This window comes from Agrobacterium larrymoorei (assembly GCF_013322225.1).
GTDB classification, from domain to species: Bacteria; Pseudomonadota; Alphaproteobacteria; order Rhizobiales; family Rhizobiaceae; genus Agrobacterium; species Agrobacterium larrymoorei_A.
On record NZ_JAAMFB010000012.1, the window covers coordinates 110202 to 134465 of the forward strand.

A 24264-nucleotide genomic window follows, 5' to 3' on the forward strand; every position below is an offset into this window, starting at 1 on the left:
GCCGCGTGCCGGGCCATCTGAGCCCGGCAAAATTGTTATTTGTTGTTGCCGATCTGTTTACTGCGAACAACGTCGCCAGCCTTTATTCGAAGCTTCGCAGCAAGGCCGCCGTTCAATTCGAGAACGTAGCGGACTGATCCGCCAGAGCCGATGATCGATTCTGAATGCGGAACAGCATTCGCACCGATGTGTTCAATTTTCCCGGACTTGGACATGAACAGCATATCGAGTGGAATGAAGGTGTTTTTCATCCACATTGTCACGTCTCGGTCGGCACCGAAGTCGAATAACATTCCATGATTGTCTGTCATGGTCTTACGGAACATCAGCCCCTGCTGTCTCTGTGCATTGGTCGTGGCGAGTTCTACGGTAAATTCGTGGGTTTTGTTGTCAGAGGTCTCAATCGTCAGCGTTTCGGTTGGGAAGCTTTCCTGAGCTGTCGTGAGCGTCGGCGAGCATAAAGACAACACAAGCGCCAAAAAGGCGCTCGCAACTTTTCCTGATCTGGAAGAATTCATTAGTGGGCCATCCCAATACGCGCCGGATTGTCCGGATGGATTTCAGCAGCCATCAAGCCCTTATCTCCATCTCCATACCGAACCAGAACGACCTGACCGGGACGAAGTTCCGCAAGACCGTACCTGCGTAAAGTCTCCATATGAACGAAGATATCCTCGGTGCCTTCGCCGCGCGTCAGGAAGCCGAAGCCCTTGGTACGGTTGAACCACTTGACGATGGCGCGCTCCAGTCCGCTCTGTGGCGTAACCTGAACATGAGTGCGTACCGGCGGCATCTGCGAGGGATGAACAGCCGTGGACTGATCCATGGAGAGAATGCGGAAAGTCTGGTAGCCACGGTCCCGACGCTGGATAAGCGCTACGATGCGCGTGCCTTCGAGAATGGTCTGATAACCATCACGGCGCAGGCAAGAGACGTGGAGAAGCACATCCTGCGTGCCATTATCGGGAACGATGAATCCGAAGCCTTTGGCAACGTCGAACCATTTTACGACACCAGTGATCTCGACAAGGTCAACGGCATCGCCCGAAAGGTCTTCGAAATCGACAACAGTTTTCGACGACATTCTATCAGCCATATTTGCCCAGCCCCTCGATTACGCACCACTACCGGTCAACTGATTCTTTAACCAGAGATTAACATCTTGGTAACGGTTTTGCGCAAGTCCTAGTTTGTGATTACTCATCGGTTTTTACCCTTTCGGGCTTGCTCAAGGCTGACTTGCATGGCCTAAATGAAGGTGAGATGCATGGAAGGAGAATGCAAATGCGTTATCTACACACGATGGTTCGCGTCAAAGACCTCGAAAAATCCCTGAATTTCTACTGTAATCTCTTCGGTTTAGAGGAAGTTCGCCGTATCGATAACGAAAAAGGTCGCTTTACGCTGGTGTTTCTCGCTGCGTTCGAAGATGTGGCGACCGCAAAGGAGAACAAGGCTCCATGCCTGGAGCTCACCTATAATTGGGATGCGGAGGATTACACCGGCGGGCGCAATTTCGGCCATTTGGCTTACGAGGTTGATGATATCTACGAAACCTGCGCGAAGCTTCAGGCAAATGGCGTGACGATCAATCGCCCGCCTCGTGATGGCCACATGGCTTTCGTTCGCTCTCCTGACGGCATCTCCATCGAAATTCTTCAAAAAGGCGCAAGCCTGGCACCAGCCGAGCCATGGATATCTATGGAAAACACCGGTTCTTGGTGATGTCGTGGGCTGTGCTAACCTTCGACCTGCATGAACGGCCTTGAGAATACGAAAGCTCCCATTAGTCGGCTTGGTGCGGACTGGCGGGAGCCTCGTCTGGCGAAACGGTATATCTTGCATGCAAACGGAGGTTTCTTCTGTTGACATCAACGGCTGACAACATCTCGAAGAAAGTGCCGCTTGCGCTTTTGGCCGCGGTTTCACTTCTGGTCCTGTCCGGCTGTGTCTCGGAAGTGCAAGAGGCAGCGGCTGACCTGAAGCCAACCGCAGCAACCGCGCCGGAAAATACCGTGAGCGCGGCAAGTTCGCCGCCGGGTGGTGCGATGGTACATCAGGCAGGCTATGTCGATCCTGTCGTTGCGTCTGCCGCTTCCGGCCATCGCTCACAGCCAAATGCGGCGCAGTCTCAATATCAGCCAATTCAACCCACTGCTGGCGAAACACCGCAGATGGCCGGACTGGTGACGCAGCCCACCGGTATCTCCGCCGGGTCACAAAGCATCTTTTCAAGCGCGCAAGGTGGACCGGCGTCTGCCGCCAATACAGCGGGTGGCCAGATGAATACGGGTTCTGTTCCAGCCTATGCGCCGACGCCAAAAATCTCACCTGCTCTTAACAGTGTTTACTCGGCACCCGCCGCGCCTGTGGCGTATCCTCAACCAGTGACACAGCAACGTCCGCTGGAGCATTCTGCCAACAGCCAATCACCCGCCGCGTCCGGCTCGACAGAAAATCTTGCCGCGAGTGTTTCCGGGGAGAACGTACCTCCGGACGGCAGCTTGCAGAGCGTGCCGATCGCTGCCTTTTTTGCCGGTGCTGCGAAAAAACGAACGGCTGCACAAACGTCTGCCGGAACGCAGATTGCTGCACTTCCCAGGTCTGCCCAAGCGGGAATAGCGCTTGCGGGCAGGGCAACCATGACGGACGAGTTCGACGATTCCCATACGGATGACGATGACAAGCCGGCGGGACTGATGAAGCTCGCCTCACTTTCAGGCCTCAGTCGGGTCATGCCGAACGGACTTGTCCTGCAAACGGAGCAGGTAAATGTCGGCTGCTTCAAGCCCGAACTGATCCGTCGTATCAAGGAAGTCGAATCGCACTACCAGCGTCCAGCCATAATCACGTCCGGCTATCGTCCACCGAAGGGCGCCACACAACACTCCAAGCATTACACATGTGAAGCGGCAGATATTCAGGTCAAGGGCGTTTCAAAATGGGAGCTTGCGGAGTATTTGCGTTCCTTGCCGGATCGGGGTGGGGTGGGTACATACTGTCACACCGAGTCCGTCCATCTGGACCTGGGTGAACCGCGTGACTGGAACTGGCGTTGCAGGCGCACCGCACAAAATCTCTGACAAAGCAGTTGCTCCGGCGCAAGTCCCTGAAGCCATAGACGGCGATTTTGCCGTTGCGTAAAAACACGGTCAACGGATGGTTAAGCAAATGCCGCTAAGGTGATTCCAGTAGCGCGTTTGAAGGCTGTTCGAGAGTATGTGGACAAAGCATCATAAGAAAAGACGGTTTGGCCGTCTCGTTGTTCCTGCGATTACGGTCGCGTTTCTCTCCTATTTCGGATATCATTCGGTCCATGGCGATTTCGGGCTTGAGGCAACGGAGCGTCTGGAGCGTCAGCGCATTGCGAGAACGGCCGAACGGGACAAGCTCGTCAAGGCCCGCGTCGCACTCGAGCGTCAGGTCGAACTGATGAGCGATGGTTCCCTCGAAAGAGACATGATCGACGAGATTTCTCGGTATCAACTGAATATGTCGAAGCCGGATGAAATCGTCATCATGAACGGATATTTGTGATTAACCTAATTCGGGTTAATCAATTTTTATGATTTATTCACAGCTACTTAACTTGAATATGAGCCATGCGTTTATGGCATTGCTGCTTCGCATTTTCTTGCATATGTTACGCGCCACTCCAACCATTCAAATTCAACTTAAGGGAGGGATGAATGGCGCCGCGCAAAAACGCGACCGTATCCGGCCGCAAGACTACGGCAAAAACGCCTGCCAAGGAATTTACCGGCAAGAATTCGCCGGAATTTGGCAAGGACGAAGAGCTTCACGCCTATCGCGAGATGCTGCTCATCCGTCGCTTTGAAGAAAAAGCTGGCCAGCTTTATGGCATGGGCTTCATTGGTGGCTTCTGTCACCTCTATATCGGTCAGGAAGCTGTCGTCGTCGGCATGCAGATGTCGCAGAAAGAAGGCGATCAGGTCATCACCGCTTACCGTGATCACGGCCACATGCTGGCTGCTGGCATGAGCGCGCGCGGTGTCATGGCAGAGTTGACGGGACGTCAGGGCGGTCTTTCCAAGGGGAAGGGCGGCTCCATGCATATGTTCTCCAAGGAAAAGCATTTCTACGGCGGCCACGGCATCGTCGGTGCGCAGGTTTCTCTTGGAACCGGTCTTGCATTCGCGAACAAGTATCGCGGCAATGACAACGTATCCGTCACTTACTTTGGTGACGGCGCGGCGAACCAGGGTCAGGTTTACGAGAGCTTCAATATGGCTGCTCTCTGGAAACTGCCGATCATCTACATCGTCGAGAACAACCGTTATGCCATGGGCACGTCCACGGCACGCGCGACGGCTCAGTCCAATTACTCGCTGCGCGGTTCCGGCTTCGGCATCCCGGGCATTCAGGTGGATGGCATGGATGTGCGCGCGGTCAAGGCTGCTGCGGATGAGGCTCTGGAACACTGCCGTTCTGGCAAGGGTCCGATCATTCTGGAAATGCTGACCTATCGTTATCGCGGTCACTCCATGTCCGACCCGGCGAAATATCGTTCCAAGGAAGAAGTGCAGAAGATGCGCTCCGAGCAGGACCCGATCGAACAGGTCAAGGCACGCCTTCTCGAGCAGGGTTGGGCGAGTGAGGACGAATTGAAGGCAATCGACAAGGATGTTCGTGACATCGTTGCCGACAGCGCTGAATTCGCCCAGAACGACCCGGAGCCGGATGTTTCCGAGCTCTATACCGACATCCTGCTCTGATCCGGGAAGGGAGATACCATGCCTATCGAAATTCTTATGCCCGCCCTTTCCCCAACCATGGAGGAAGGCACGCTTTCCAAGTGGTTGAAGAAGGAAGGCGACACCGTTACATCTGGCGACGTGATCGCTGAAATCGAAACCGACAAGGCGACGATGGAAGTCGAAGCCGTGGACGAAGGCGTCATCGGCAAGCTGCTGATCGAAGCCGGTACGGAAAACGTAAAGGTCAACACGGCGATAGCCGTGCTGCTTCAGGAAGGTGAAAGCGCCGACGCTGTTTCTTCTTCTGCAAAGAAAGAAGAGCCAAAGGCCGAAGCCTCCAATTCCGGTTCCGACGCTGCTGGCGGCAAGACCCGCGAAGCAAGCGAAGAGCCGTCTGCTGCTAAGGAAGCTGCAAAGGTTCCAGCCGCACCGAAGATCGAAGTTGCTGCCGATCCCGATATTCCGGAAGGCACCGAATTCGTAAGCCAGACAGTGCGCGAAGCGCTTCGCGATGCAATGGCTGAAGAAATGCGCTCCGACGAAAAAGTTTTCGTCATGGGTGAGGAAGTTGGCGAATACCAGGGTGCCTACAAGATCACCCAAGGGTTGCTGCAGGAATTTGGCGACAAGCGCGTCATCGATACGCCCATCACCGAGCACGGCTTTGCCGGTATCGGCGTCGGCGCTGCTATGACGGGTCTGAAGCCGATCGTCGAATTCATGACGTTCAACTTCGCCATGCAGGCTATCGACCAGATCGTCAACTCTGCTGCCAAGACGCTCTATATGTCCGGCGGTCAGATGGGTGCGCCGATGGTGTTCCGTGGCCCTTCGGGTGCTGCTGCCCGCGTTGCTGCCCAGCATTCGCAGTGCTATGCCGCATGGTACAGCCATATTCCGGGCCTCAAGGTCGTCATGCCGTACACGGCTGCCGACGCCAAGGGTCTTCTGAAGGCGGCTATCCGTGACCCGAACCCGGTCATCTTCCTCGAGAACGAAATCCTGTATGGTCAGAGCTTCGAAGTGCCGAAGCTGGATGATTTCGTGCTGCCAATCGGCAAGGCGCGCATTCACCGCAAGGGCAAGGATGCGACCATCGTTTCCTTCGGTATCGGCATGACTTACGCCATCAAGGCAGTCGCCGAGCTGGAAAAAGAAGGCATCGATGTCGAGCTGATCGACTTGCGCACCATCCGTCCGATGGACCTTCCGACGGTTATCGAATCCGTCAAGAAAACCGGTCGTCTGGTCACTGTCGAAGAAGGCTTCCCGCAGTCATCGGTCGGTGACTTCATCTCCAACCAGGTTCAGCGCGCTGCTTTCGATTACCTCGATGCACCGATCCTGACGATTGCGGGTAAGGACGTTCCAATGCCTTACGCTGCAAACCTGGAAAAGCTGGCTCTGCCGAACGTCGACGAAGTCATCCAGGCTGTCAAAGCCGTCTGCTACAAGTAAGGGGAGGGCGTTTCGATGCCTATCAACATCACAATGCCTGCCCTTTCCCCCACGATGGAAGAGGGCAATCTTACCAAGTGGCTGGTCAAGGAAGGCGACAAGGTTGGTCCCGGCGACGTGATTGCCGAGATCGAGACCGACAAGGCAACCATGGAAGTGGAAGCCGTTGACGAGGGTATCGTTGCCAAGCTGGTCGTTCCGGCTGGCACCGAAGCGGTCAAGGTCAATGCCCTGATCGCCATCCTCGCCGGTGAAGGCGAAGACGTTGCAGAGGCTGCCAAGGGTGGCGATGCTGCTCCAGCTAAGGCCGAAGCGCCGAAGCAGGAAGCCAAGGCAGAAGCGCCGAAGGAACAGAAATCGGAAGCCGCCCCTGCAAAGGCTGAAAAGCCGGTTGCAGATCAGGCTGCCGCACCTTCCACGCCCGCTCCGGTGTCGAAGTCTGGCGAGCGCCTTTTCGCATCTCCGCTGGCACGCCGTCTGGCGAAGGATGCCGGTCTTGATCTGTCGGCTGTTTCGGGCTCCGGCCCGCATGGCCGCATCGTCAAGTCCGACGTGGAAAAGGCAGTCAGCTCCGGTGGCGCAAAATCCGCTGCGGCACCTGCTCCCGCATCCTCCGGCGCTTCGGCTCCGGCTGCTGCTAAGGGCCCGTCCGACGAGAATGTTCTCAAGCTGTTTGCGGAAGGCTCCTACGAGCTTCTGCCGCATGACGGCATGCGCAAGACGATTGCCTCGCGCCTGACCGAATCCACGCAGACCGTTCCGTCCTACACGGTTTCGATGGAATGCGAACTGGATGCGATGCTGAAGCTGCGCGCCGAGATCAATGCATCCGCGCCGGTGAAGAGGACGGAGAAGGGCGAGGTTCCGGCCTTCAAGCTTTCCGTCAACGATTTCATCATCAAGGCAATGGCGCTTGCACTGCGTGACGTTCCGATGGCGAATGCCTCCTGGACCTCCACGGCCCGCGTTCTGCACAAGCATGCAGATGTCGGCGTCGCGGTCTCCATCCCGGATGGTCTCATCACGCCAATCGTGCGCAAGGCGGAAGAAAAGTCTCTTTCAGCCATCTCCAACGAGGTCAAGGATCTTGCCAAGCGTGCGCGTGACAAGAAGCTGAAGCCGGAAGAATACCAGGGCGGCACGACATCCGTGTCCAACCTCGGCATGTTCGGCGTCTCCTCCTTCACGTCGATCGTCAACCTGCCGCAGGCGTCCATCGTTTCGATTGGCGCTGGCGTCGAAAAGCCGGTCGTTCGCGGCGGCAAGATCGAAGTCGGTACGGTCATGACCGCCACCTTCGCCTTCGACCACCGCGTCATCGATGGCGCGCTCGGCGCGGAACTCGCTTCCGCCTTCAAGCGCTACATCGAAAGCCCGATGAGCATGCTGGTCTGATAAACACGGTCGAGCCGAAAGCTGTCGCCAGCCTTCGGCTCTTCCCGTTCGGGAGACGGATGTGACGAAAACCGTTCTTTGCTATGGCGATAGCCTGACATGGGGATATGACGCCGAGAATCTCGGTCGTCATGCCTTTGAAGATCGTTGGCCGAGCGTGCTGCAAAAGGCGCTGGGTGGCGATGTCAATGTCATTGCCGAGGGCTTGAACGGGCGTACCACCGCTTACGATGACCATCTGGCGGATTGCGACCGGAACGGCGCCACGGTGCTACCGACCATTTTGCACAGCCACGCGCCGCTTGATCTTGTCATCATCATGCTCGGCACGAATGACCTGAAGCGTGGCATTGGTGCGGGCTCGGCCGTCGGTGCCGTCAAGGGTGTCGAGCGGCTGATCAGCCTCATCAGGCATCACGTATGGTCCTTCGAGGATCATGATGAGCCGGAAATCCTGATCGTGGCTCCGCCGCATATCTGTGAGACGGGCAACGAAATGTTCGCCGCCATGTATGCGGGCGCCATCGAGCAGTCACAGATGATGGGTTCGCTCTATCGCGATCTGGCTGACGATAAAGGTTGCGCCTTCTTCGATGCGTCGTCCGTTGCTGTCACGACGCCGTTGGATGGCGTTCACCTGGATGCCGAAAATACGCGTGCGCTTGGTCGCGGGCTGGAGCCCGTGGTGCGCATGCTGCTTGGAATTTGAATTTTAAATTCGATTGACGGAGCGGCGCGAAGTCGCCGTCAAAAAGATAAAGGCAGGAAATAGAATGGCTCAGTCCTACGACCTCATTGTCATTGGCTCCGGCCCTGGTGGCTATACCGCCGCCATTCGCGCGGCTCAGCTCGGTATGAAGGTTGCCGTTGTCGAGCGCGAGCATCTGGCCGGTATTTGCTCCAACTGGGGTTGCATTCCGACCAAAGCGCTGCTGCGCACCGCCAACGTCATGCACAGTGCCACGCACGCCAAGGATTACGGCCTGACGCTGGATGGCTCGATCAAGCCTGACGTGAAGGCCATCGTCGCCCGTTCGCGTGGCATTGCTGCACGCATGAACAATGGCGTCGGCTTCTTGTTCAAAAAGAACAAGGTCGATATCATCTGGGGTGAAGCCAAGATCACAAAGCCGGGCGAAATCGTCGTTGGCAAGATCAGCAAGCCAATTGTCCAGCCGCAGGGTCCTGTACCAAAGAATACGCTGGGCGAGGGCACCTACACCGCCAAGCATATCATTGTTGCAACTGGCGCACGTCCCCGCGCGCTTCCCGGCATCGAGCCGGATGGCAAGCTGATCTGGACCTATTTCGAAGCCATGAAGCCGGAGGAACTGCCTAAGTCCCTGCTCGTCATGGGCTCTGGCGCCATCGGCATCGAGTTTGCCAGCTTCTACCGCACCATGGGCGTCGATGTGACCGTCGTTGAAATCATGAGTCAGGTCATGCCGGTGGAAGATGCCGAAATCTCTGCCTTCGCCAAGAAGCAGTTCGAAAAGCAGGGTATCAAAATTCTTCTCGAAGCCAAGGTTGCCAAGGTAGAGAAGGGTGCCAACTCCGTTACCGCCACCATCGAAAAAAAGGATGGCTCGTCCGAGAAAATCACCGCAGACCGGATGATTTCAGCCGTCGGCGTTCAGGCCAATATCGAGAACATCGGCCTCGAAGCCGCTGGTGTGAAGACCGATCGCGGCTTCATCGTCATCGATGGTTATGGCAAGACCAATATTCCGGGTATCTACGCCATTGGCGACGTTGCCGGTGGTCCGCTTCTGGCCCATAAGGCCGAACATGAAGCTGTCATCTGCGTCGAAAAGATCGCAGGCCTGCCGAATGTCCACCCGATGGACAAGGGCAAGATACCCGGCTGCACCTATTGCAATCCGCAGGTCGCGTCTGTCGGTCTGACGGAAGCCAAGGCCAAGGAACAGGGCCGAGACATTCGCGTCGGCCGTTTCTCCTTTGCCGCAAACGGCAAGGCCGTGGCGCTCGGTGAAGATCAGGGCATGGTCAAGACCATCTTCGACAAGAAAACTGGCGAATTGATTGGTGCTCACATGGTTGGCGCGGAAGTAACCGAACTCATCCAGGGCTTCGTCGTGGCCATGAACCTTGAGACGACGGAAGAAGAGTTGATGCACACCATCTTCCCGCATCCGACGCTCTCCGAAATGATGAAGGAAAGTGTGCTCGACGCCTATGGGCGTGCGCTGAACGCGTAATTGCCGGTCGATACCCGGCATTGCTTGCGCGTGCCGGGTACACCATATGTCTCTGAAATAGGGTTGACGGGAGTATGGAATGGAAAGTGTAGGCTGGATTGCCGCGATCTTTATCGGCGGCTTGGCGGGTTGGCTCGCGGGCAAGCTCATGGATATGCGCTTCGGCATTTTCATGAACATCATCCTCGGAATCGTTGGATCGGTCGTTGCTGTCGCCGTGTTGCAGTCCTTCCATGTTTTCGTGGAAGATAGTCGGCTCGGCTACTTCGTGACATCTTTCTTGGGCGCGAGCCTTCTGTTATTCCTCGCCAAGCTCGTCAGGCGATAAATCCGCGCAAAAGCGGTAGAAGCAGGTCTCTTATGGTCACTATTCTCGACAGGACGTCTTCCCCGGATGAAAAGCGCATTCGGCACCCGGAGAAGGCTCACAAGCCGGATACGGAAGTCGCGCGCAAGCCTGAGTGGATTCGCGTCAAGGCGCCCACATCCAAGGGCTACCACGAGACGCGTGAACTGGTGCGCAGTCACAAGCTGGTGACAGTATGCGAAGAGGCTGGCTGTCCGAATATCGGCGAGTGCTGGGAAAAGAAGCACGCGACCTTCATGATCATGGGTGAGATCTGCACCCGCGCCTGCGCCTTCTGCAACGTCTCCACCGGCAAGCCTAACGCGCTCGATATGCTCGAGCCGGAAAACGTCGCCAAAGCCGTCAAGCAAATGGGCCTCAGCCATGTCGTCATTACGTCGGTTGACCGTGATGACCTTGAAGACGGTGGTGCAGAGCACTTCGAAAAGGTGATCTGGGCTATCCGCGCCGCATCGCCCAATACGACGATTGAAATCCTGACGCCTGACTTCCTAAAGAAGCCCGGTGCGCTGGAACGCGTCGTGGCCGCTAAGCCTGACGTTTTCAACCACAACATGGAAACCGTTCCCGGCAATTACCTCACCGTTCGCCCAGGTGCGCGTTACTTCCACTCTGTTCGCCTGCTTCAGCGCGTGAAGGAACTGGACCCGACCATGTTCACCAAATCCGGCATTATGGTCGGTCTCGGTGAAGAGCGTAACGAAGTGCTGCAATTGATGGACGACCTGCGCAGCGCCGATGTGGACTTCCTGACAATCGGCCAGTACCTCCAGCCGACCCGCAAGCACCACAAGGTCGAAAAATTCGTCACGCCGGAAGAGTTTAAGTCCTACGAAACCATTGCCTACACCAAGGGCTTCCTCATGGTTTCTTCCAGCCCGTTAACGCGCTCTTCCCACCACGCCGGCGACGATTTCGCACGCCTGCGCGCCAACCGTGAGAAGAAGCTGCTCGTTGCAGCCGAGTGATACTGTAATGGCGCGTGAACCTTTGCCACGCGCCATGCTTTGAATCTGGACGTCTGTGCGGCTTTCACCACAACGCTACCAGTCAATTTTGTGTGACATACGCTAGGTGTCGCTTGAATGTGCCTCCAGAAGCGTCTTCAGTTTCTCCAAATCTGCCTGCACCAGTCCGGCGTCTCGGTCAAAATCCGCGCTACTCATTCCCGGTAGTTTCAGCACTGTGAAGGATATTTCCGCACCGTCTCCATTCGGGGTGATACGCAATGCGTTGTACACTTCCAGTCCATCCGGCATGGTCACGATGTGGTCTATGACGCCGTAATCATTGGGCTCTACAAAGTGGACACGGACGCTGCCCAACGGACCTGAGGCAATCCAGTCGTCCCCCTCCCGTTGCAATCCGCTGGCGAGACCTGCTGCCCATAAGGGCATTCTTTCAGGATCAGAGGCAAAGGCGTACACATCTCTCCAAGCCCGGTCTATCGCCTTGTGGACAATTCGAGTTTCCATGGTTGGCATATGATCCCTCCTCGATAAGACAGTCTGCGCTATTTTGTCCTCACTTGACCTAAGTCAAGGATGGTTGCGCCGACTGATGGCAAAACGCAAGGAAAGAAACGGACCTTGCGACCATGAATCTGTACACCGCCGGACATCCAAGTTCAGGGGCCGATAAAGGCCGAAGTCGGAATTCGGAGAAGGCCGGAGACGGGCGCCCGCCACTCTATGAACCGCGCAAGAAGATATTTCCCAAGCGAGCGCAGGGCCGATTTCGCCGCTTCAAATGGATCATAATGCTGACAACACTCGGCATTTACTACCTGACGCCGTGGATCAGGTGGGATCGAGGCCCATATGCGCCGGATCAAGCGGTCCTTGTCGATATTGCCAGCCGACGGTTCTACTTCTTTTTCATCGAAATCTGGCCGCAGGAATTCTACTACGTTGCGGGGATGCTGGTCATGGCAGGTTTTGGCCTGTTTTTGGTTACATCCGCTGTCGGTCGCGCATGGTGTGGATATACCTGTCCTCAAACCGTGTGGGTTGATCTTTTCCTGATTGTAGAACGCGCGATCGAAGGCGACCGCAATGCGCGGATGAAACTCGACTCTGGTCCCTGGACATTTGAGAAAGTCCTCAAACGTGCAGCCAAACATTTCATCTGGCTGGGGATTGGCTTGGTAACCGGTGGAGCATGGATATTCTACTTTGCCGACGCACCCACCTTGGCATTGCAGCTTCTCAATGGCGATGCGGCGATGATTGCCTATTACACAGTCGCTACTCTGACCGCGACAACCTATGTTTTGGGTGGGCTGATGCGCGAGCAGGTCTGCACCTATATGTGTCCATGGCCGCGTATCCAGGGTGCGATGCTGGACGAGCATTCGCTGGTCGTAACCTACAACGACTGGCGGGGAGAGCCGCGCTCGCGCCATGCGAAGAAGGCAGTTGCCGCGGGGCAGCCGGTCGGCGATTGCGTGGATTGCAACGCCTGCGTTGCGGTCTGTCCCATGGGTATCGATATTCGAGATGGCCAGCAGATGGAGTGCATTACTTGCGCCCTGTGCATCGACGCCTGTGATGGCGTTATGGACAAGCTCGGAAAGCCGCACGGCCTCATAGCCTATGCCACGCTCAGCGAATACGATTCCAATATGGCGCTTGCCACCGGTAATGGCGCGCACCCAATCAAGCCGTCGAATATTCGTGATAGTGATGGGACTTTCGTCAAAGCCATTCGACACTTCAACTGGCGCATCATTTTCCGCCCGCGAACGGTCTTCTACATGACAGTCTGGTGTCTGGTGGGCGTGGTCATGCTGGTAACACTGGCGACCCGCGAGCGGCTCTCTGTCAATGTCATCCACGACCGTAACCCTCAATATGTGCTGGAGTCGGACGGTTCGATCCGCAACGGCTATACGGTTCGCATCCTGAATATGATCGCCCAGCCGCGAACGATCACGCTTTCGCTGGAAAGCCTTCCCGAAGCGGTCATGAAGATCAACGGCATTTCGGACGTTGCAGCAAGAAGCTTCGATATCGCCGTGAAGCCCGATGAGGTCACGAGCATCAAGGTTTTTGTGACCCTCTCGGCGGGTGAGGTCGAAAGGACGGCGACGGATTTCAATTTCACTGCTATGGACGCGGAAAACGCCGAGTCCGCACATTACAAGGCCGTATTTAACGCGCCGGGAGCGAAAAAATGAGCTTGGAACGGAGCCAAAAGAAGCCGTTTGTCTTCACCGGCTGGCACATGCTGGCCATAATGCTCTTGTTTTTCGGCACTGTCATTACCGTCAACATCACCATGGCCTGGAACGCGGTGACGAGCTGGAGCGGGTTGGTGGTGAAGAACACCTATGTCGCAAGCCAGCAATTCAACGGCAAGGCTGAGGCTGCGAAGGCGAGGGCGGCGAGCGGTATCGTCGGCACGCTTCTAATCGACGGCGACAGCATTCGATATGATGTCACCCATGCCGAAAAGGGTGTTGTCGATACCGATATGGTGACGCTGAACTTCCGCCGCCCGGTTGGCGAGAGCCAGGATTTTTCGCTGGCTATGGATAAGCTATCCGCCAACAGCTTTGCTGCCAGACACGAGCTTCCACCTGGTGACTGGATCGTGGAGGCTGTCGCCGTAAAAGATGGAAAGGTCATCGTTCACGAAGGTACGCGTATCGATATTGCCGGAGGTGTCAGATGAGTTGCTGTGCGCCCGGAACGGAAAGTGCGCTCGATAAGGCGGGGTTGAAGCGGGCGCTGCCCTCGTCCGAGGAAATGATGATGGCAAGCCGCGATCTGGGGCAGGGTATGCGCCAGATCGATCTTTCCGTGCCGGGTGTCTATTGCGGCACCTGCATCACCACCGTCGAGACTGTGCTGAAGGCTCTACCGGTCGTGGAGCGCGCTCGCGTCAACCTGTCATCCAAACGCGTTTCGGTGATCTGGAAAGAAATATTGGACGGTGACAGGACAAATCCCGGCGTCATTGCGGAGGCACTCGCCTCTAAGGGATATGAGGTTCACCTTTTCGGGAATGGTGAGGAGGCTTCCGACGAACTTCGCAATCAGCTCATTCGGGCTGTTGGACTAACCGGCTTTGCGTCGATGAATGTGATGCTGCTTTCCATTTCGGTCTGGTCGGGCGCGGATGCCGCGACGCGTGATATGTTCCACTGGCTCTCGGCTTTGATCGCCACGCCAGCTCTCATCTATGGTGGCCGCTTTTTCTATAAATCTGCCTATACCGCGTTGAGACATGGCCGAACGAACATGGATGTGCCGATAGCGATCGCCATCACACTCACCTATGTCGTTTCAATATGGGAAACGATGCACAGCGCCACTCATGTCTGGTTCGATGGTACGGTGTCGCTATTATTCTTCCTGCTAATCGGCCGAACGCTGGATCACGTCATGCGCGACAAGGCACGCTCTGCGATTGCGGGTCTGGCAAGGCTTTCACCCCGTGGCGCGACCGTTCTCTTGGCTGATGGTACGCGGGATTACCTGCCGGTTAACGAGATTGAGCCGGGTAACAGCATAGCTGTGGCTGCGGGCGAAAGAGTGCCGGTCGATGGCGAGGTGGTGAGCGGTAGCAGCGATCTGGATGTGTCAATCGCCAACGGTGAGAGCGCGCCGCGTGTCGTTCGTGTGGGCGACGCCGTTCAGGCCGGAACGCTGAACCTGACAGGCCCAATTATCATCAAGGCGACGGCGATAGCGAAAGATTCTTTTCTCGCGGAAATCATCGGTCTGATGGAAGCTGCCGAAGGAGGCAGGGCTCGTTACCGCCGTCTTGCCGACCGCGCGGCGCAATATTATGCGCCTGTGGTTCATCTTCTCGCGCTGATCGCCTTCGTGGCATGGGGCGTCTTTGGCGGAGACTGGAAGCAGGCGCTTCTGGTTGCTATCGCGGTTCTCATCATCACCTGCCCATGTGCTCTGGGGCTGGCAGTGCCGGTCGTTCAGGTCGTAGCAGCTGGACGTATGTTCAAGAATGGCATCATGGTAAAGGATGGCTCTGCCATGGAACGTCTGGCAGAGATCGACACCGTTCTGTTTGACAAGACGGGAACATTGACCATTGGCAAGCCGCGACTGGTGAATGGTTCGGACATTTCCGAAGCGACGATGCGGCTCGCGGCTACTATTGCGGCCAATTCCCGCCACCCACTGTCGCAGGCGCTTTATGGTGGCGTTGCAGGTCCATTTCCTGATTTCAAAGAGATCACGGAAATTCCCGGCTGCGGCGTAGAGGCCAGAGGGCCGCTCGGGGTCTATCGCCTTGGAAGCAGAGCGTTTTCCTGCAAGCAAAATGCCGTAGCAAGCGGAACTGATGGGACGTCGGAAGTCGTTCTTTCTCTGAACCATATGGAAATCGCCCAGTTTTGCTTCGAGGACAGCTTACGGCCAGGCGTCAAGGAAACCGTTTTCGAATTCAACAGGGCTTGCTTTGCTACGGAGATCGTTTCCGGTGACAGGCCCAGTGCCGTCGAAGCTCTTGCAAGACGCGTAGGTATCAATAAATGGCAGGGTTCGATGGCGCCCTCTGAAAAGGTCGGTCGCTGTGAGGAACTTGCAGCGGCAAACCGGAAGGTTCTCATGGTGGGTGATGGCATAAATGATGCACCCGCGCTGGCCGCTGCCCACGTTTCCATCGCACCTGCATCGGCTGCGGACATCGGGCGTAAGGCTACGGATTTCGTTTTCATGCATAGCGATCTGCGGGCTGTCGCCTTTGCGGTCAATATTTCAAAGCGGGCGGGGCGGCTCATTCGACAGAACTTTGCACTGGCAATCGGTTACAACATTATTGCAGTACCGATTGCGCTTGCAGGGTATGCGACGCCGATGATTGCGGCGATCGCCATGTCGACTTCGTCGATCATCGTCGTCGTGAATGCACTCCGGCTTAATGGCTTCGAACAGCAGGTTACGGCATCTGCGGGCTCGACTTCCGTTGGCGCTGAACCGATCGCACATGGGGGGCACTTGGCATGAATATGTTGATGTACCTTATCCCGGTCGCATTGTTTCTCGGAGGGTTGGGTCTGTGTGCTTTTCTCTGGTCGCTGAAAAGTGGCCAATATGACGATATGGATGGCTCCGCATGGCGAGCTCTGGACGATGGAGATGACAGGCCATCGCAATAAGGCCAGTATGCACTTGGCGCAAAGCTGACCTGCGTCACCAAAATATAATCGTTTTAACTGCCTCTTGCCTTGCTGTTTGAAAATTTGAGTGCCAAAACAACCGCCATCGAATGCAATATGGAGGCACATCCGTGGAACAGGCAGAAATCGGTTTGATTGGTCTTGGCGTTATGGGGTCGAACCTCGCGCTGAATATCGCGGAAAAAGGTAACAAGATTGCCGTTTTTAACCGAACCGCGGAAGCGACGAAGAAATTCTACGCTGAAGCTGGTGACCTGCAGGGCCAGATCATTCCTTGCGAAACCATCGAGGAATTCGTTGCCGCCATTCGCCCGCCGCGCCCCATCATTATCATGATCAAGGCTGGTGAACCTGTCGATCAACAGATGGAAATTCTGAAGCCGTACCTCGAGAGCGGCGACATCATGATCGATGCGGGTAATGCAAATTTCCGCGATACGATCCGTCGTTTTGATAACCTCAAGGATAGCGGCCTGACCTTTATCGGCATGGGTGTTTCCGGTGGCGAAGAAGGTGCTCGCCACGGCCCGTCGATCATGGTCGGCGGCACGGAAGAAAGCTGGAAGCGCGTCGAGAAGGTACTGACTTCCATCTCCGCGAAATACAAAGGCGATCCGTGCGTAGCATGGCTTGGCAACGACGGTGCTGGCCACTTCGTCAAGACTATCCACAATGGCATCGAATATGCAGACATGCAGATGATCGCCGAGATTTACGGCATCCTGCGCGACGGACTGAACCTCAGCGCCTCGGAAATCGCCGATGTGTTCGGTGAGTGGAACAAGGGTCGCCTGAACTCCTACCTGATCGAAATTACCGAGAAAGTCCTGCGCGCCGCCGATCCGATTACCGGCAAGCCGATGGTCGACCTGATCCTCGACAAGGCAGGTCAGAAGGGCACCGGCAAGTGGTCTGTCATTGAAGCGCAGAACATGGGCGTTGCTGCGACTGCTATCGAAGCTGCCGTTGCTGCTCGTATTCTTTCCTCTCAGAAGGATGAGCGCGAAGCTGCTGAAAAAATCTTCGGCGTGCCGCAGGCGCTTGCTGCTCCGGCAGACAAAAAGGCCTTCATCGCTGATCTTGAAAGTGCATTGCTTGCAGCCAAAGTTGGCGCTTATGCGCAAGGCTTCGCAATCATGGCGGCAGCTTCCAAGGAGTTTAACTGGAATTTGCCGATGCCGACAATCGCCCGCATCTGGCGCGATGGCTGCATCATCCGCTCGCAGTTCCTGGATGAAATCACCTCGGCCTTCACCAAGGATCCGCATGTCGCAAACCTGATCGTAACACCTGCCTTCGCGCAGATCGTCAAGGAAACCGACGCACCCCTTCGCAATGTGGTTTCTCACGCGGTTCTTTCCGGTCTGCCGGTTCCTGCACTTGCTTCCGCACTTGGCTACTTTGACGCCTATCGTCGCGGTCGTGGCACGGCTAATCTCATTCAGGCCCAGCGCGACTTCTTCGGCGCGCATGGTTTCGAGCGCACAGATGGCGTAGACAAGCCGCATGGCCCTTGGGGCAGCGGTCTGGATATCTTCCAGAAGTGATAACGAAAGGCCCGCGAAATGCGGGCCTTTCGCTTCTCTGAGTGGAGGTTGAATTCTTACGCCACCAGCGAAAGGCGTACTTTTCCGATCATGAGTGCAGCGCGGGCGGCCTCTCGGCCTTTTTCTACGAAATGCGCGCTGTAAATCTGTTTGTGGTGATCGGTTTCCTGAAAGTGGTGCGGTGTCAGGGAAACGGACAGGACGGGAATACCCGTATCCATTCCGGCTCGCATAAGGCCATCGACCACCGCCTGCGCTACAAAATCGTGGCGATAAATTCCGCCATCGACGACAAGAGCAGCAGCTGCTACGGCTGCATAACGTCCGCTTGCGGCCAAATCGCGAGCGAGCAGCGGCATTTCGAATGCGCCGGGAACATCATAGACATCGACTTGCTCGGAGGGAATGAGTTCACAGAATCCTTCCAGCGCACGGTTGACGATTTTGGAATGCCAATTGGCCTTGATAAAAGCATAACGGGTGGGTGCCAACGTAATCTCCTTCGGTAACGACACTTCACCCAAGGCGATCACGCGCGGACAGCATGCCAGCAAAGGCAAGCTGATCCACCCGTTCTCTTTCATCCGGACTTTCACCGTCGGCTCAGGCCTCTCACCTGATCTGCTGACCCTTCCAAGGAAGGCGCTCGCGGGCTCGTGGCCAAAGCCACATACCGCCGGTAGGGAGTTTCACCCCGCCCTGAGAACAAGCCAATGTTAGATCATTGGAGATGTGTTTGACAACGCCAGACGGTGACGATTTCGCACATTCGATATTTGCGACAATTAGTTGTCGAACTTCGGCGCACGGTTGGACCAAGCGGGTTGACTGACCGTTTGCAGGTTGGCTGAGGTCGTACCATCAATACGCGCAAGAACAGCTTTGGCGAGTTCTCGACCTGCAAGCTTGATGTCTTCGTTGACCGTATGAATTTCCGGCCGCAACCAGTTCAGGAAGTCTGCAGACTGTTTGGAAACGACGTCGATGTCCTTGCCGATCTTCCTGCCGCTGGCCTCGATACCTGCGACGAAGGCAATGGTTGACGTGCCGCTGATCGAAACGAGGCCATCCGGAAAGTCTGCGCTGCTCATGACCTTTTGGCTTGCATCCTTGACCTGATCGAGCGGTGTCTCATCGCTTGAGATACGCAATGGAAATTCGTTGAGGCCAAAATCTTGCAGCCCACGCTCGAAACCCCTGCGAGCGTAATCATAATAGGAATACTGGCTTGGCGGCAGGAGAATGCCGATGCGCTTTCTGCCGCACTGCGCCAGTCGCTTTACGGCCTCGTAAACATAGGCCTCATTATCGAAGTCATGATAGGGATGCTCGATGCCCATGTTGCTACGCCCATGCGTGGCAAAAGGCATCCTGCGTTCCGTCATGAAACGCACCCGCTCATCATCCGGTTTGATCTTGGAAATGATGACACCATCCGCCGAGCCAGTATCCAGGATGTAGCGGATGGGGATCATCGGGTCTTTTGCATGGGTATGAGGCGTAACGACAAGATGGTATTGCGTGTTGGCAAGTACCTCGGTGATACCGAACACCATCTGCGTGGTGAAGCCCATCAGTTCTTCATCCACACTGAGCACCAGCGCGATCACGTTTGTCTTGCCTGTACGAAGTCTAACACCCGCCCGGTTTGGCTGGTATCCAATCTGCTGCGCGACGCGGCGAACGCGTGCCTTGGTTTCGGCACCGATATCTGGTGCATCCTTCAAAGCGCGGGAGACGGTGGTTATGCCCAGTCCGGTAATATAGGCAATCGTCTTGAGAGTAGGGCGTTCACCGCTGGCTAGTGGATCGTCGCCCTCTTCGGGTTTCATACTATCAGTCATTTCGCTACCACTACTCCTCGCTGATGATCATGGTAAGGCGGTTGTGCGTCGTTGCAAAGCTATTGCCAACGCGACAGCCCCTTATGGAGAATAAAGAGCTGTAACGATGCGGTAAAGTTACCTCCCACATGAGATCACCAGGCTTTACTGCGGACGTCAAAAAATAAGCTGTTACGAATAAGGTTACATAACGTTGATAAGTCAATGTTTTATTTGGTGTATTATCAATTCATTTTTTGTCAGACCTATTTATTGGTCATGAGCATGTTCAAACTTTTAGCAATGACGACTGAGTGTTTTTACGATAACGTTTTAGCCCGGAGGAGAAATCTACGATAAAAGTCTGGTGCATCAGGCGATAAGCGCGCGAGCGGGCATGCTTGTTAGCTGGCTCGTCCTCGATGACAACCTAAGACTTCCTCCAGGCTGCGTTAATGACAGGGCATGGACATGACACCATCTTATGCGACCGACGCCGTGGTCGATCTCTCCGGCGAATGGAAACTGTCTTCTGCCGAGGGAGATCATGTTACCAATATCGCCATTCCGGGTGATGTGCATAGCGCTCTGCGAAACGCAAAGATTATTCCCGACCCGTATTTTGGCCGCAACGAAAATGATGTCCAGTGGGTGGCGCATCGCGACTGGATCATAGAACGCCGTTTCACGGTGGAAGATGTCGACGCCGACTGGTATCTGGACATTGATTACCTGGATACCGTGGCAGTCGTTTTCCTGAATGATGTGCCGGTGCTTTCGGCCGATAACTGCTTTCGGCGTTACCGCCCAGACGTTTCCGCTGCCTTGCAGCCCGGTGAAAACGTCATTCGCATCCATTTTCATTCCAGCATCAAGGCCGGAGCGGAGAGGCAGGCGGCGCAGCCCTTCTATGTGCCTTATCACCCCGGCAATTCGCCAATCCCCCACGGCAATATGCTTCGTAAACCGCAATGCCATTTCGGTTGGGACTGGAATATCGCCATCGCGCCGCTCGGGCTATACGGCTCCGTTGCTCTTCGAAGACTTGAGACTGCGCGCATCGAGCATATCACCACTTCGCAGCAGCACACACGTGATGGTGTGGAGTTGCATGTGGAGGTGACACTCTACGCCGCGCAGCCTGCTAGTGTGCCGGTGCATCTTTCTCTTGGCGACGAAAAGCTTCGCCTGGACTGTGGAGTCAATGCCGGCGAAACCGTGGTGCGGCATATTTTCTTCATCGAAGACCCTCGTCTATGGTGGCCGGCGGGCAGCGGTGAGCAGGCGCTCTATACGCTGACAGTCGCTTTGCCGGATGAGACTGTCACGCGCCAGATCGGATTGCGCACGGTCGAGCTTCTAACGGATAAGGATGAGGCCGGAAGCCGCTTCGCTTTTCGCGTAAACGGCCGGGAAATCTTTTGCCGGGGCGCCAACTGGATACCGGCGGACGCCCTGCATTCCCTGTCTAGCCGCGAAAAGACGGAAGGTCTTCTATCGTCTGCCGTCGAAGCCAATATGAACATGATCCGCGTTTGGGGCGGTGGCTTCTATGAGCCCGACTGGTTTTACGACTTGTGCGACCGTTTGGGCCTTATGGTTTGGCAGGACTTCATGTTTGCCTGTAATCTTTACCCCTGCACGGATGACTTCCTCGCTAATGTCGAGCACGAGGTCGATTATCAGGTCAAGCGACTGGCATCTCATCCCTCTCTCGCCCTCTGGTGCGGGGATAACGAACTGGTGGGCGCACTGAACTGGTTTGAGGAATCCCGTCATAATCGCGACCGCTACCTTGTCGCTTATGACCGGTTGAACCGCACGATCGAAAAGGCACTGAAGAAGGCCGCTCCATCCGCCATATGGTGGCCATCCAGTCCGGCATCTGGTTATCTGGACTACGGGGATGCGTGGCACGCCGATGGTTCTGGCGATATGCACTATTGGTCCGTATGGCATGAGAACAAGTCATTCGACAATTACCGAAGCGTGAAGCCCCGCTTCTGCTCCGAATTCGGATTTCAGTCCTATACATCTATGCCGGTGATCCGCACCTATGCGGACGAGAAGGATATGAACATCTCCTCACCGGTGATCGAGCTTCACCAAAAGAACGCGGGCGGGAACGAGCGTATCGCGGGCACCATGTTCCGCTACTTCCGCTTCCCCAAGGATTTCGCAAATTTCGTCTACGTCAGTCAGGTGCAGCAAGCCCTGGCCATCAAGACGGCTGTGGAATACTGGCGGTCGCTCAAGCCCCACTGCATGGGCACGCTATATTGGCAATTGAACGACACTTGGCCCGTCGCATCTTGGTCCAGCCTCGATTACGGCGGCAGCTGGAAAGCGCTGCATTATTCTGCCCGTCGATTTTTTCAGCCCGTTTCCGTGTCTGCGATCCCTTCGGAAGACGGACGCGTTGTCCGGTTTTCGATGGTCAACGATACAGCAGAAGACGTTGAGATCGACATGAACATCTTTGCGCTGAGCATGGATGGAACGCGTGTTCCACTGAAATCAGCCAATGGCGCCTGCGGACCGGACGCGGCTAAGCAACTGACGGAGGTGTCGTTGGATCAGCTTCCCGATGGTGCGATACTCTCCTGGAACTTCATTTCTTCCAATGGCATGACGGGTGAGGGGCATCACGTCCGCGACACATACAAGGCTCTGGATTTGCAGGCCTCCGGGCTGGAGCATTCGGTCAAAACGCTGGATGACGGGCAGTTCGAAGTCGAAATCCGTTCAGACGGTCTTGCGCTTTTCGTTATGATAGAGGCGGACGTTCCGGGTCGATATTCCGACAACCTTTTCGATCTGACGGCAGGTGAGACCAAGCGTATCGTATTCTCCCCAAGTGAGCGCCTCAGCACTGGAAAACCTTCATTTCGGCTGTTTGATCTCTATTCATCGCAGTCGCAAGGTTGAAAGCGGGAAGCTGTCTCTTTAAGCTTTCACCAATATACATAGCTCGCCGTGTTCTTCGGCGGGTTTCCAATCGATCTAGGGAGGACCATCCATGGCCTGGCAACCGGCGGAAAACCGCTACGCTTCCATGAAATATAATCACTGCGGCCATTCGGGCCTTAAATTGCCTGCCATTTCTCTCGGCCTATGGCACAATTTCGGAAACGATTTCTCACACAGGACGAAACAAGAGATTTGCCGCAAGGCTTTTGATCTCGGCATCACCCACTTCGATCTCGCCAATAATTACGGTCCACCACCCGGCAGCGCCGAGACCGCTTTCGGTGAAATCCTGAGAACCGATTTCGCTGGATATCGTGACGAGCTTATCATCTCCTCCAAGGCTGGCTACAATATGTGGCCGGGACCGTATGGAGAGTGGGGCAGCCGCAAATATCTGATCTCTTCCTGTGACCAGAGCCTCAAGCGCATGGGACTGGACTACGTCGATATCTTCTATTCGCACCGCTTCGACCCGGATACTCCGCTGGAGGAAACGTGCGGTGCGCTTGATCATATCGTCCGTTCGGGCAGGGCGCTTTATGTCGGCATTTCGTCCTATAACTCGCAGCGCACCCGCGAAGCGGCGGCTATCCTTAAAGACTTGGGTACACCCTGCATCATTCACCAGCCCAGCTATTCCATGATCAATCGCTGGATCGAGGAAGACGGGTTGGTTGATACGTTGGAAGAACTTGGTATCGGCTCCATCGTATTCTCGCCGCTGGCTCAGGGCATGTTGACCACGAAGTATCTTGGCGGCGTGCCTGATGCGAGCCGTGCCAGCCAGGGCAAGTCTCTGAACCCCGCTTTTCTGAATGAGCGCAATATCGAAAACATTCGCGGCCTGAACGCCATTGCGGAAAGACGTGGGCAGACTTTGGCACAGATGGCTATCGCCTGGGTTCTGCGCGAAGGTCGCATTACCACCGCGCTTATCGGAGCAAGCCGCCCTGAACAGGTGGAAGACTGCGTGAAAGCGCTCGACAAGCCTGACTTCACAGTGGAAGAGCTGGCTGAGATAGACCGTTTCGCCCAAGATGCGGATATCAATCTATGGGCAAAATCCGCTGAGCTGAAAAAATAATCGAAGGCGCCGCCTGAAGGCTTTTTCAGGCGGCGCCATTCCTATCCCAAGCTACTTTTTAGTGTTTTTACACATTAATATCGCGATGTAAGTTATCATAAACATTACGGATTTGTAATTAGAAGCTTCACTTTCCATTCATCTTCGGAACGCTATCTTCAGCGCATCGAAATGCAGAGGAAACACAATGAAAAAGCTTGTAACCGTCTTTCTAGCCGCCACCATTCTTGCCGCACCGATGGCACAGGCGCAAAGCCGCCACGATTATGGACATGACCGTGGACGGGTGACCGAGAGAACGATTACGACGAAAAAGGTCATCGTCAAAAAGCATCGCTGGGATCGAGGTCAACGCCTGTCGGCCGCCGAGCGCCGTCACTTCATTGACCGCCGTGAGTATCGCCGTTTTAACCTGCGGGAGCCACGCCGTAACGAGCGTTGGGTACGCGTCGACAACCAGTTCCTGCTGATCAACGCCGTCAGCGGCCTCATCGTTGGACTTGCCGCTGCTCGATAAGCATTTAAATCCGATTGG

The 24264-nt window shown here is 55.6% G+C and carries 23 protein-coding genes and 1 riboswitch; of the genes, 18 read left to right on the forward strand and 5 right to left on the reverse strand.

Annotated features, from left to right (window positions below; all coding sequences use genetic code 11):
* Positions 1–35 precede the first annotated feature (35 nt).
* The gene (locus G6L28_RS07690) at positions 36–518 is read right to left on the reverse strand and encodes a DUF192 domain-containing protein (protein WP_174063199.1); all 483 of its coding nucleotides are present in this window, start codon (positions 516–518) and stop codon (positions 36–38) included.
* Positions 518–1096, reverse strand: coding sequence for a cold-shock protein (locus tag G6L28_RS07695; protein WP_174063200.1), 579 nt, complete (start codon positions 1094–1096; stop codon positions 518–520). The genes G6L28_RS07690 and G6L28_RS07695 overlap by 1 nt, the downstream gene beginning before the upstream one ends.
* 188 nt (positions 1097–1284) lie before the next feature.
* Between G6L28_RS07695 and gloA the strand changes: the two genes are divergently transcribed.
* From gloA to lipA, 10 genes are all read left to right on the forward strand, one after another.
* Positions 1285–1725 (forward strand): lactoylglutathione lyase, encoded by a 441-nt coding sequence (gloA, locus tag G6L28_RS07700; RefSeq protein ID WP_174063201.1) that lies wholly within the window; start codon positions 1285–1287, stop codon positions 1723–1725.
* A gap of 140 nt (positions 1726–1865) precedes the next feature.
* Positions 1866–3083 carry a YcbK family protein gene (locus G6L28_RS07705; RefSeq protein WP_174063202.1) on the forward strand — a complete coding sequence of 406 codons (1218 nt, stop codon included), beginning with the start codon at positions 1866–1868 and terminating at the stop codon, positions 3081–3083.
* 136 nt (positions 3084–3219) lie between these two features.
* Positions 3220–3537 (forward strand): FtsB family cell division protein, encoded by a 318-nt coding sequence (locus tag G6L28_RS07710; RefSeq protein ID WP_174063203.1) that lies wholly within the window; start codon positions 3220–3222, stop codon positions 3535–3537.
* A gap of 152 nt (positions 3538–3689) precedes the next feature.
* A complete protein-coding gene (gene pdhA / locus G6L28_RS07715; protein ID WP_174063204.1) occupies positions 3690–4736 on the forward strand; it encodes a pyruvate dehydrogenase (acetyl-transferring) E1 component subunit alpha in 1047 nt (348 codons plus the stop codon).
* An 18-nt stretch (positions 4737–4754) separates the two neighbouring features.
* Positions 4755–6176 carry a pyruvate dehydrogenase complex E1 component subunit beta gene (locus G6L28_RS07720; RefSeq protein WP_174063205.1) on the forward strand — a complete coding sequence of 474 codons (1422 nt, stop codon included), beginning with the start codon at positions 4755–4757 and terminating at the stop codon, positions 6174–6176.
* Between the two features lie 15 nt (positions 6177–6191).
* Positions 6192–7571 carry a pyruvate dehydrogenase complex dihydrolipoamide acetyltransferase gene (locus tag G6L28_RS07725; RefSeq protein ID WP_174063206.1) on the forward strand — a complete coding sequence of 460 codons (1380 nt, stop codon included), beginning with the start codon at positions 6192–6194 and terminating at the stop codon, positions 7569–7571.
* 61 nt (positions 7572–7632) lie between these two features.
* A complete protein-coding gene (locus G6L28_RS07730; protein ID WP_174063207.1) occupies positions 7633–8280 on the forward strand; it encodes a GDSL-type esterase/lipase family protein in 648 nt (215 codons plus the stop codon).
* A gap of 64 nt (positions 8281–8344) precedes the next feature.
* Positions 8345–9790, forward strand: a complete 1446-nt coding sequence (gene lpdA / locus G6L28_RS07735; protein ID WP_174063208.1) for a dihydrolipoyl dehydrogenase — start codon at positions 8345–8347, stop codon at positions 9788–9790.
* A gap of 79 nt (positions 9791–9869) precedes the next feature.
* On the forward strand, positions 9870–10118 hold the full coding sequence (locus G6L28_RS07740; RefSeq protein ID WP_174063209.1) for a GlsB/YeaQ/YmgE family stress response membrane protein: 249 nt from the start codon (positions 9870–9872) through the stop codon (positions 10116–10118).
* A 32-nt stretch (positions 10119–10150) separates the two neighbouring features.
* Complete coding sequence (gene lipA / locus G6L28_RS07745; RefSeq protein ID WP_174063210.1) at positions 10151–11125, forward strand: lipoyl synthase; 975 nt, start codon at positions 10151–10153, stop codon at positions 11123–11125.
* A gap of 102 nt (positions 11126–11227) precedes the next feature.
* Here lipA and G6L28_RS07750 read toward each other — a convergent pair whose 3' ends face one another.
* A complete protein-coding gene (locus tag G6L28_RS07750) occupies positions 11228–11641 on the reverse strand; it encodes an SRPBCC family protein (RefSeq protein WP_174063211.1) in 414 nt (137 codons plus the stop codon).
* 113 nt (positions 11642–11754) lie between these two features.
* Between G6L28_RS07750 and ccoG the strand changes: the two genes are divergently transcribed.
* The 5 genes from ccoG (at position 11755) to gndA (ending at position 17852) form a co-directional block, all read left to right on the forward strand.
* Positions 11755–13335, forward strand: a complete 1581-nt coding sequence (ccoG, locus tag G6L28_RS07755) for a cytochrome c oxidase accessory protein CcoG (protein ID WP_174063212.1) — start codon at positions 11755–11757, stop codon at positions 13333–13335.
* The gene (locus tag G6L28_RS07760) at positions 13332–13832 is read left to right on the forward strand and encodes a FixH family protein (protein WP_174063213.1); all 501 of its coding nucleotides are present in this window, start codon (positions 13332–13334) and stop codon (positions 13830–13832) included. Before ccoG ends, G6L28_RS07760 begins: the two co-directional genes overlap by 4 nt.
* Complete coding sequence (locus tag G6L28_RS07765) at positions 13829–16132, forward strand: cation-translocating P-type ATPase (protein WP_174063214.1); 2304 nt, start codon at positions 13829–13831, stop codon at positions 16130–16132. Before G6L28_RS07760 ends, G6L28_RS07765 begins: the two co-directional genes overlap by 4 nt.
* The gene (gene ccoS, locus G6L28_RS07770; RefSeq protein ID WP_174063215.1) at positions 16129–16284 is read left to right on the forward strand and encodes a cbb3-type cytochrome oxidase assembly protein CcoS; all 156 of its coding nucleotides are present in this window, start codon (positions 16129–16131) and stop codon (positions 16282–16284) included. The genes G6L28_RS07765 and ccoS overlap by 4 nt, the downstream gene beginning before the upstream one ends.
* 131 nt (positions 16285–16415) lie before the next feature.
* Positions 16416–17852: an NADP-dependent phosphogluconate dehydrogenase gene (gndA, locus tag G6L28_RS07775; protein ID WP_174063216.1), complete on the forward strand. Its 1437-nt coding sequence runs from the start codon at positions 16416–16418 to the stop codon at positions 17850–17852.
* A 56-nt stretch (positions 17853–17908) separates the two neighbouring features.
* Here the strand turns inward: gndA and G6L28_RS07780 are convergent, their stop codons facing one another.
* Both G6L28_RS07780 and G6L28_RS07785 read right to left on the reverse strand, forming a co-directional pair.
* Positions 17909–18343 (reverse strand): 6,7-dimethyl-8-ribityllumazine synthase, encoded by a 435-nt coding sequence (locus tag G6L28_RS07780; RefSeq protein WP_174063217.1) that lies wholly within the window; start codon positions 18341–18343, stop codon positions 17909–17911.
* Between the two features lie 77 nt (positions 18344–18420).
* Positions 18421–18563: riboswitch (FMN riboswitch) on the reverse strand.
* Positions 18564–18637: 74 nt separating this feature from the next.
* The gene (locus tag G6L28_RS07785; protein WP_174063218.1) at positions 18638–19696 is read right to left on the reverse strand and encodes a LacI family transcriptional regulator; all 1059 of its coding nucleotides are present in this window, start codon (positions 19694–19696) and stop codon (positions 18638–18640) included.
* Between the two features lie 450 nt (positions 19697–20146).
* On the opposite strand from G6L28_RS07785, the gene G6L28_RS07790 reads away from it, so the two are divergent.
* From G6L28_RS07790 to G6L28_RS07800, 3 genes are all read left to right on the forward strand, one after another.
* Positions 20147–22603: a beta-mannosidase gene (locus G6L28_RS07790; protein ID WP_174063219.1), complete on the forward strand. Its 2457-nt coding sequence runs from the start codon at positions 20147–20149 to the stop codon at positions 22601–22603.
* Positions 22604–22694: 91 nt separating this feature from the next.
* Positions 22695–23729: an L-glyceraldehyde 3-phosphate reductase gene (gene mgrA / locus G6L28_RS07795; protein WP_174063220.1), complete on the forward strand. Its 1035-nt coding sequence runs from the start codon at positions 22695–22697 to the stop codon at positions 23727–23729.
* Between the two features lie 187 nt (positions 23730–23916).
* Positions 23917–24246, forward strand: coding sequence for an RcnB family protein (locus G6L28_RS07800; RefSeq protein WP_174063221.1), 330 nt, complete (start codon positions 23917–23919; stop codon positions 24244–24246).
* Positions 24247–24264 lie beyond the last annotated feature (18 nt).

What these genes read in the sequence shown, in the direction of transcription:
- G6L28_RS07740 (WP_174063209.1), top strand. Translation starts at nt 9,870, where the DNA reads ATGGAAAGTGTAGGCTGGATTGCCGCGATCTTTATCGGCGGCTTGGCG.
- G6L28_RS07690 (WP_174063199.1), bottom strand. Translation starts at nt 518, where the DNA reads ATGAATTCTTCCAGATCAGGAAAAGTTGCGAGCGCCTTTTTGGCGCTT.
- G6L28_RS07785 (WP_174063218.1), bottom strand. Translation starts at nt 19,696, where the DNA reads ATGACTGATAGTATGAAACCCGAAGAGGGCGACGATCCACTAGCCAGC.
- G6L28_RS07725 (WP_174063206.1), top strand. Translation starts at nt 6,192, where the DNA reads ATGCCTATCAACATCACAATGCCTGCCCTTTCCCCCACGATGGAAGAG.
- G6L28_RS07695 (WP_174063200.1), bottom strand. Translation starts at nt 1,096, where the DNA reads ATGGCTGATAGAATGTCGTCGAAAACTGTTGTCGATTTCGAAGACCTT.
- lpdA (WP_174063208.1), top strand. Translation starts at nt 8,345, where the DNA reads ATGGCTCAGTCCTACGACCTCATTGTCATTGGCTCCGGCCCTGGTGGC.
- mgrA (WP_174063220.1), top strand. Translation starts at nt 22,695, where the DNA reads ATGGCCTGGCAACCGGCGGAAAACCGCTACGCTTCCATGAAATATAAT.
- G6L28_RS07765 (WP_174063214.1), top strand. Translation starts at nt 13,829, where the DNA reads ATGAGTTGCTGTGCGCCCGGAACGGAAAGTGCGCTCGATAAGGCGGGG.
- G6L28_RS07760 (WP_174063213.1), top strand. Translation starts at nt 13,332, where the DNA reads ATGAGCTTGGAACGGAGCCAAAAGAAGCCGTTTGTCTTCACCGGCTGG.
- G6L28_RS07710 (WP_174063203.1), top strand. Translation starts at nt 3,220, where the DNA reads ATGTGGACAAAGCATCATAAGAAAAGACGGTTTGGCCGTCTCGTTGTT.
- G6L28_RS07750 (WP_174063211.1), bottom strand. Translation starts at nt 11,641, where the DNA reads ATGCCAACCATGGAAACTCGAATTGTCCACAAGGCGATAGACCGGGCT.
- ccoG (WP_174063212.1), top strand. Translation starts at nt 11,755, where the DNA reads ATGAATCTGTACACCGCCGGACATCCAAGTTCAGGGGCCGATAAAGGC.
- gloA (WP_174063201.1), top strand. Translation starts at nt 1,285, where the DNA reads ATGCGTTATCTACACACGATGGTTCGCGTCAAAGACCTCGAAAAATCC.
- pdhA (WP_174063204.1), top strand. Translation starts at nt 3,690, where the DNA reads ATGGCGCCGCGCAAAAACGCGACCGTATCCGGCCGCAAGACTACGGCA.
- ccoS (WP_174063215.1), top strand. Translation starts at nt 16,129, where the DNA reads ATGAATATGTTGATGTACCTTATCCCGGTCGCATTGTTTCTCGGAGGG.
- lipA (WP_174063210.1), top strand. Translation starts at nt 10,151, where the DNA reads ATGGTCACTATTCTCGACAGGACGTCTTCCCCGGATGAAAAGCGCATT.
- G6L28_RS07790 (WP_174063219.1), top strand. Translation starts at nt 20,147, where the DNA reads ATGACACCATCTTATGCGACCGACGCCGTGGTCGATCTCTCCGGCGAA.
- G6L28_RS07720 (WP_174063205.1), top strand. Translation starts at nt 4,755, where the DNA reads ATGCCTATCGAAATTCTTATGCCCGCCCTTTCCCCAACCATGGAGGAA.
- G6L28_RS07800 (WP_174063221.1), top strand. Translation starts at nt 23,917, where the DNA reads ATGAAAAAGCTTGTAACCGTCTTTCTAGCCGCCACCATTCTTGCCGCA.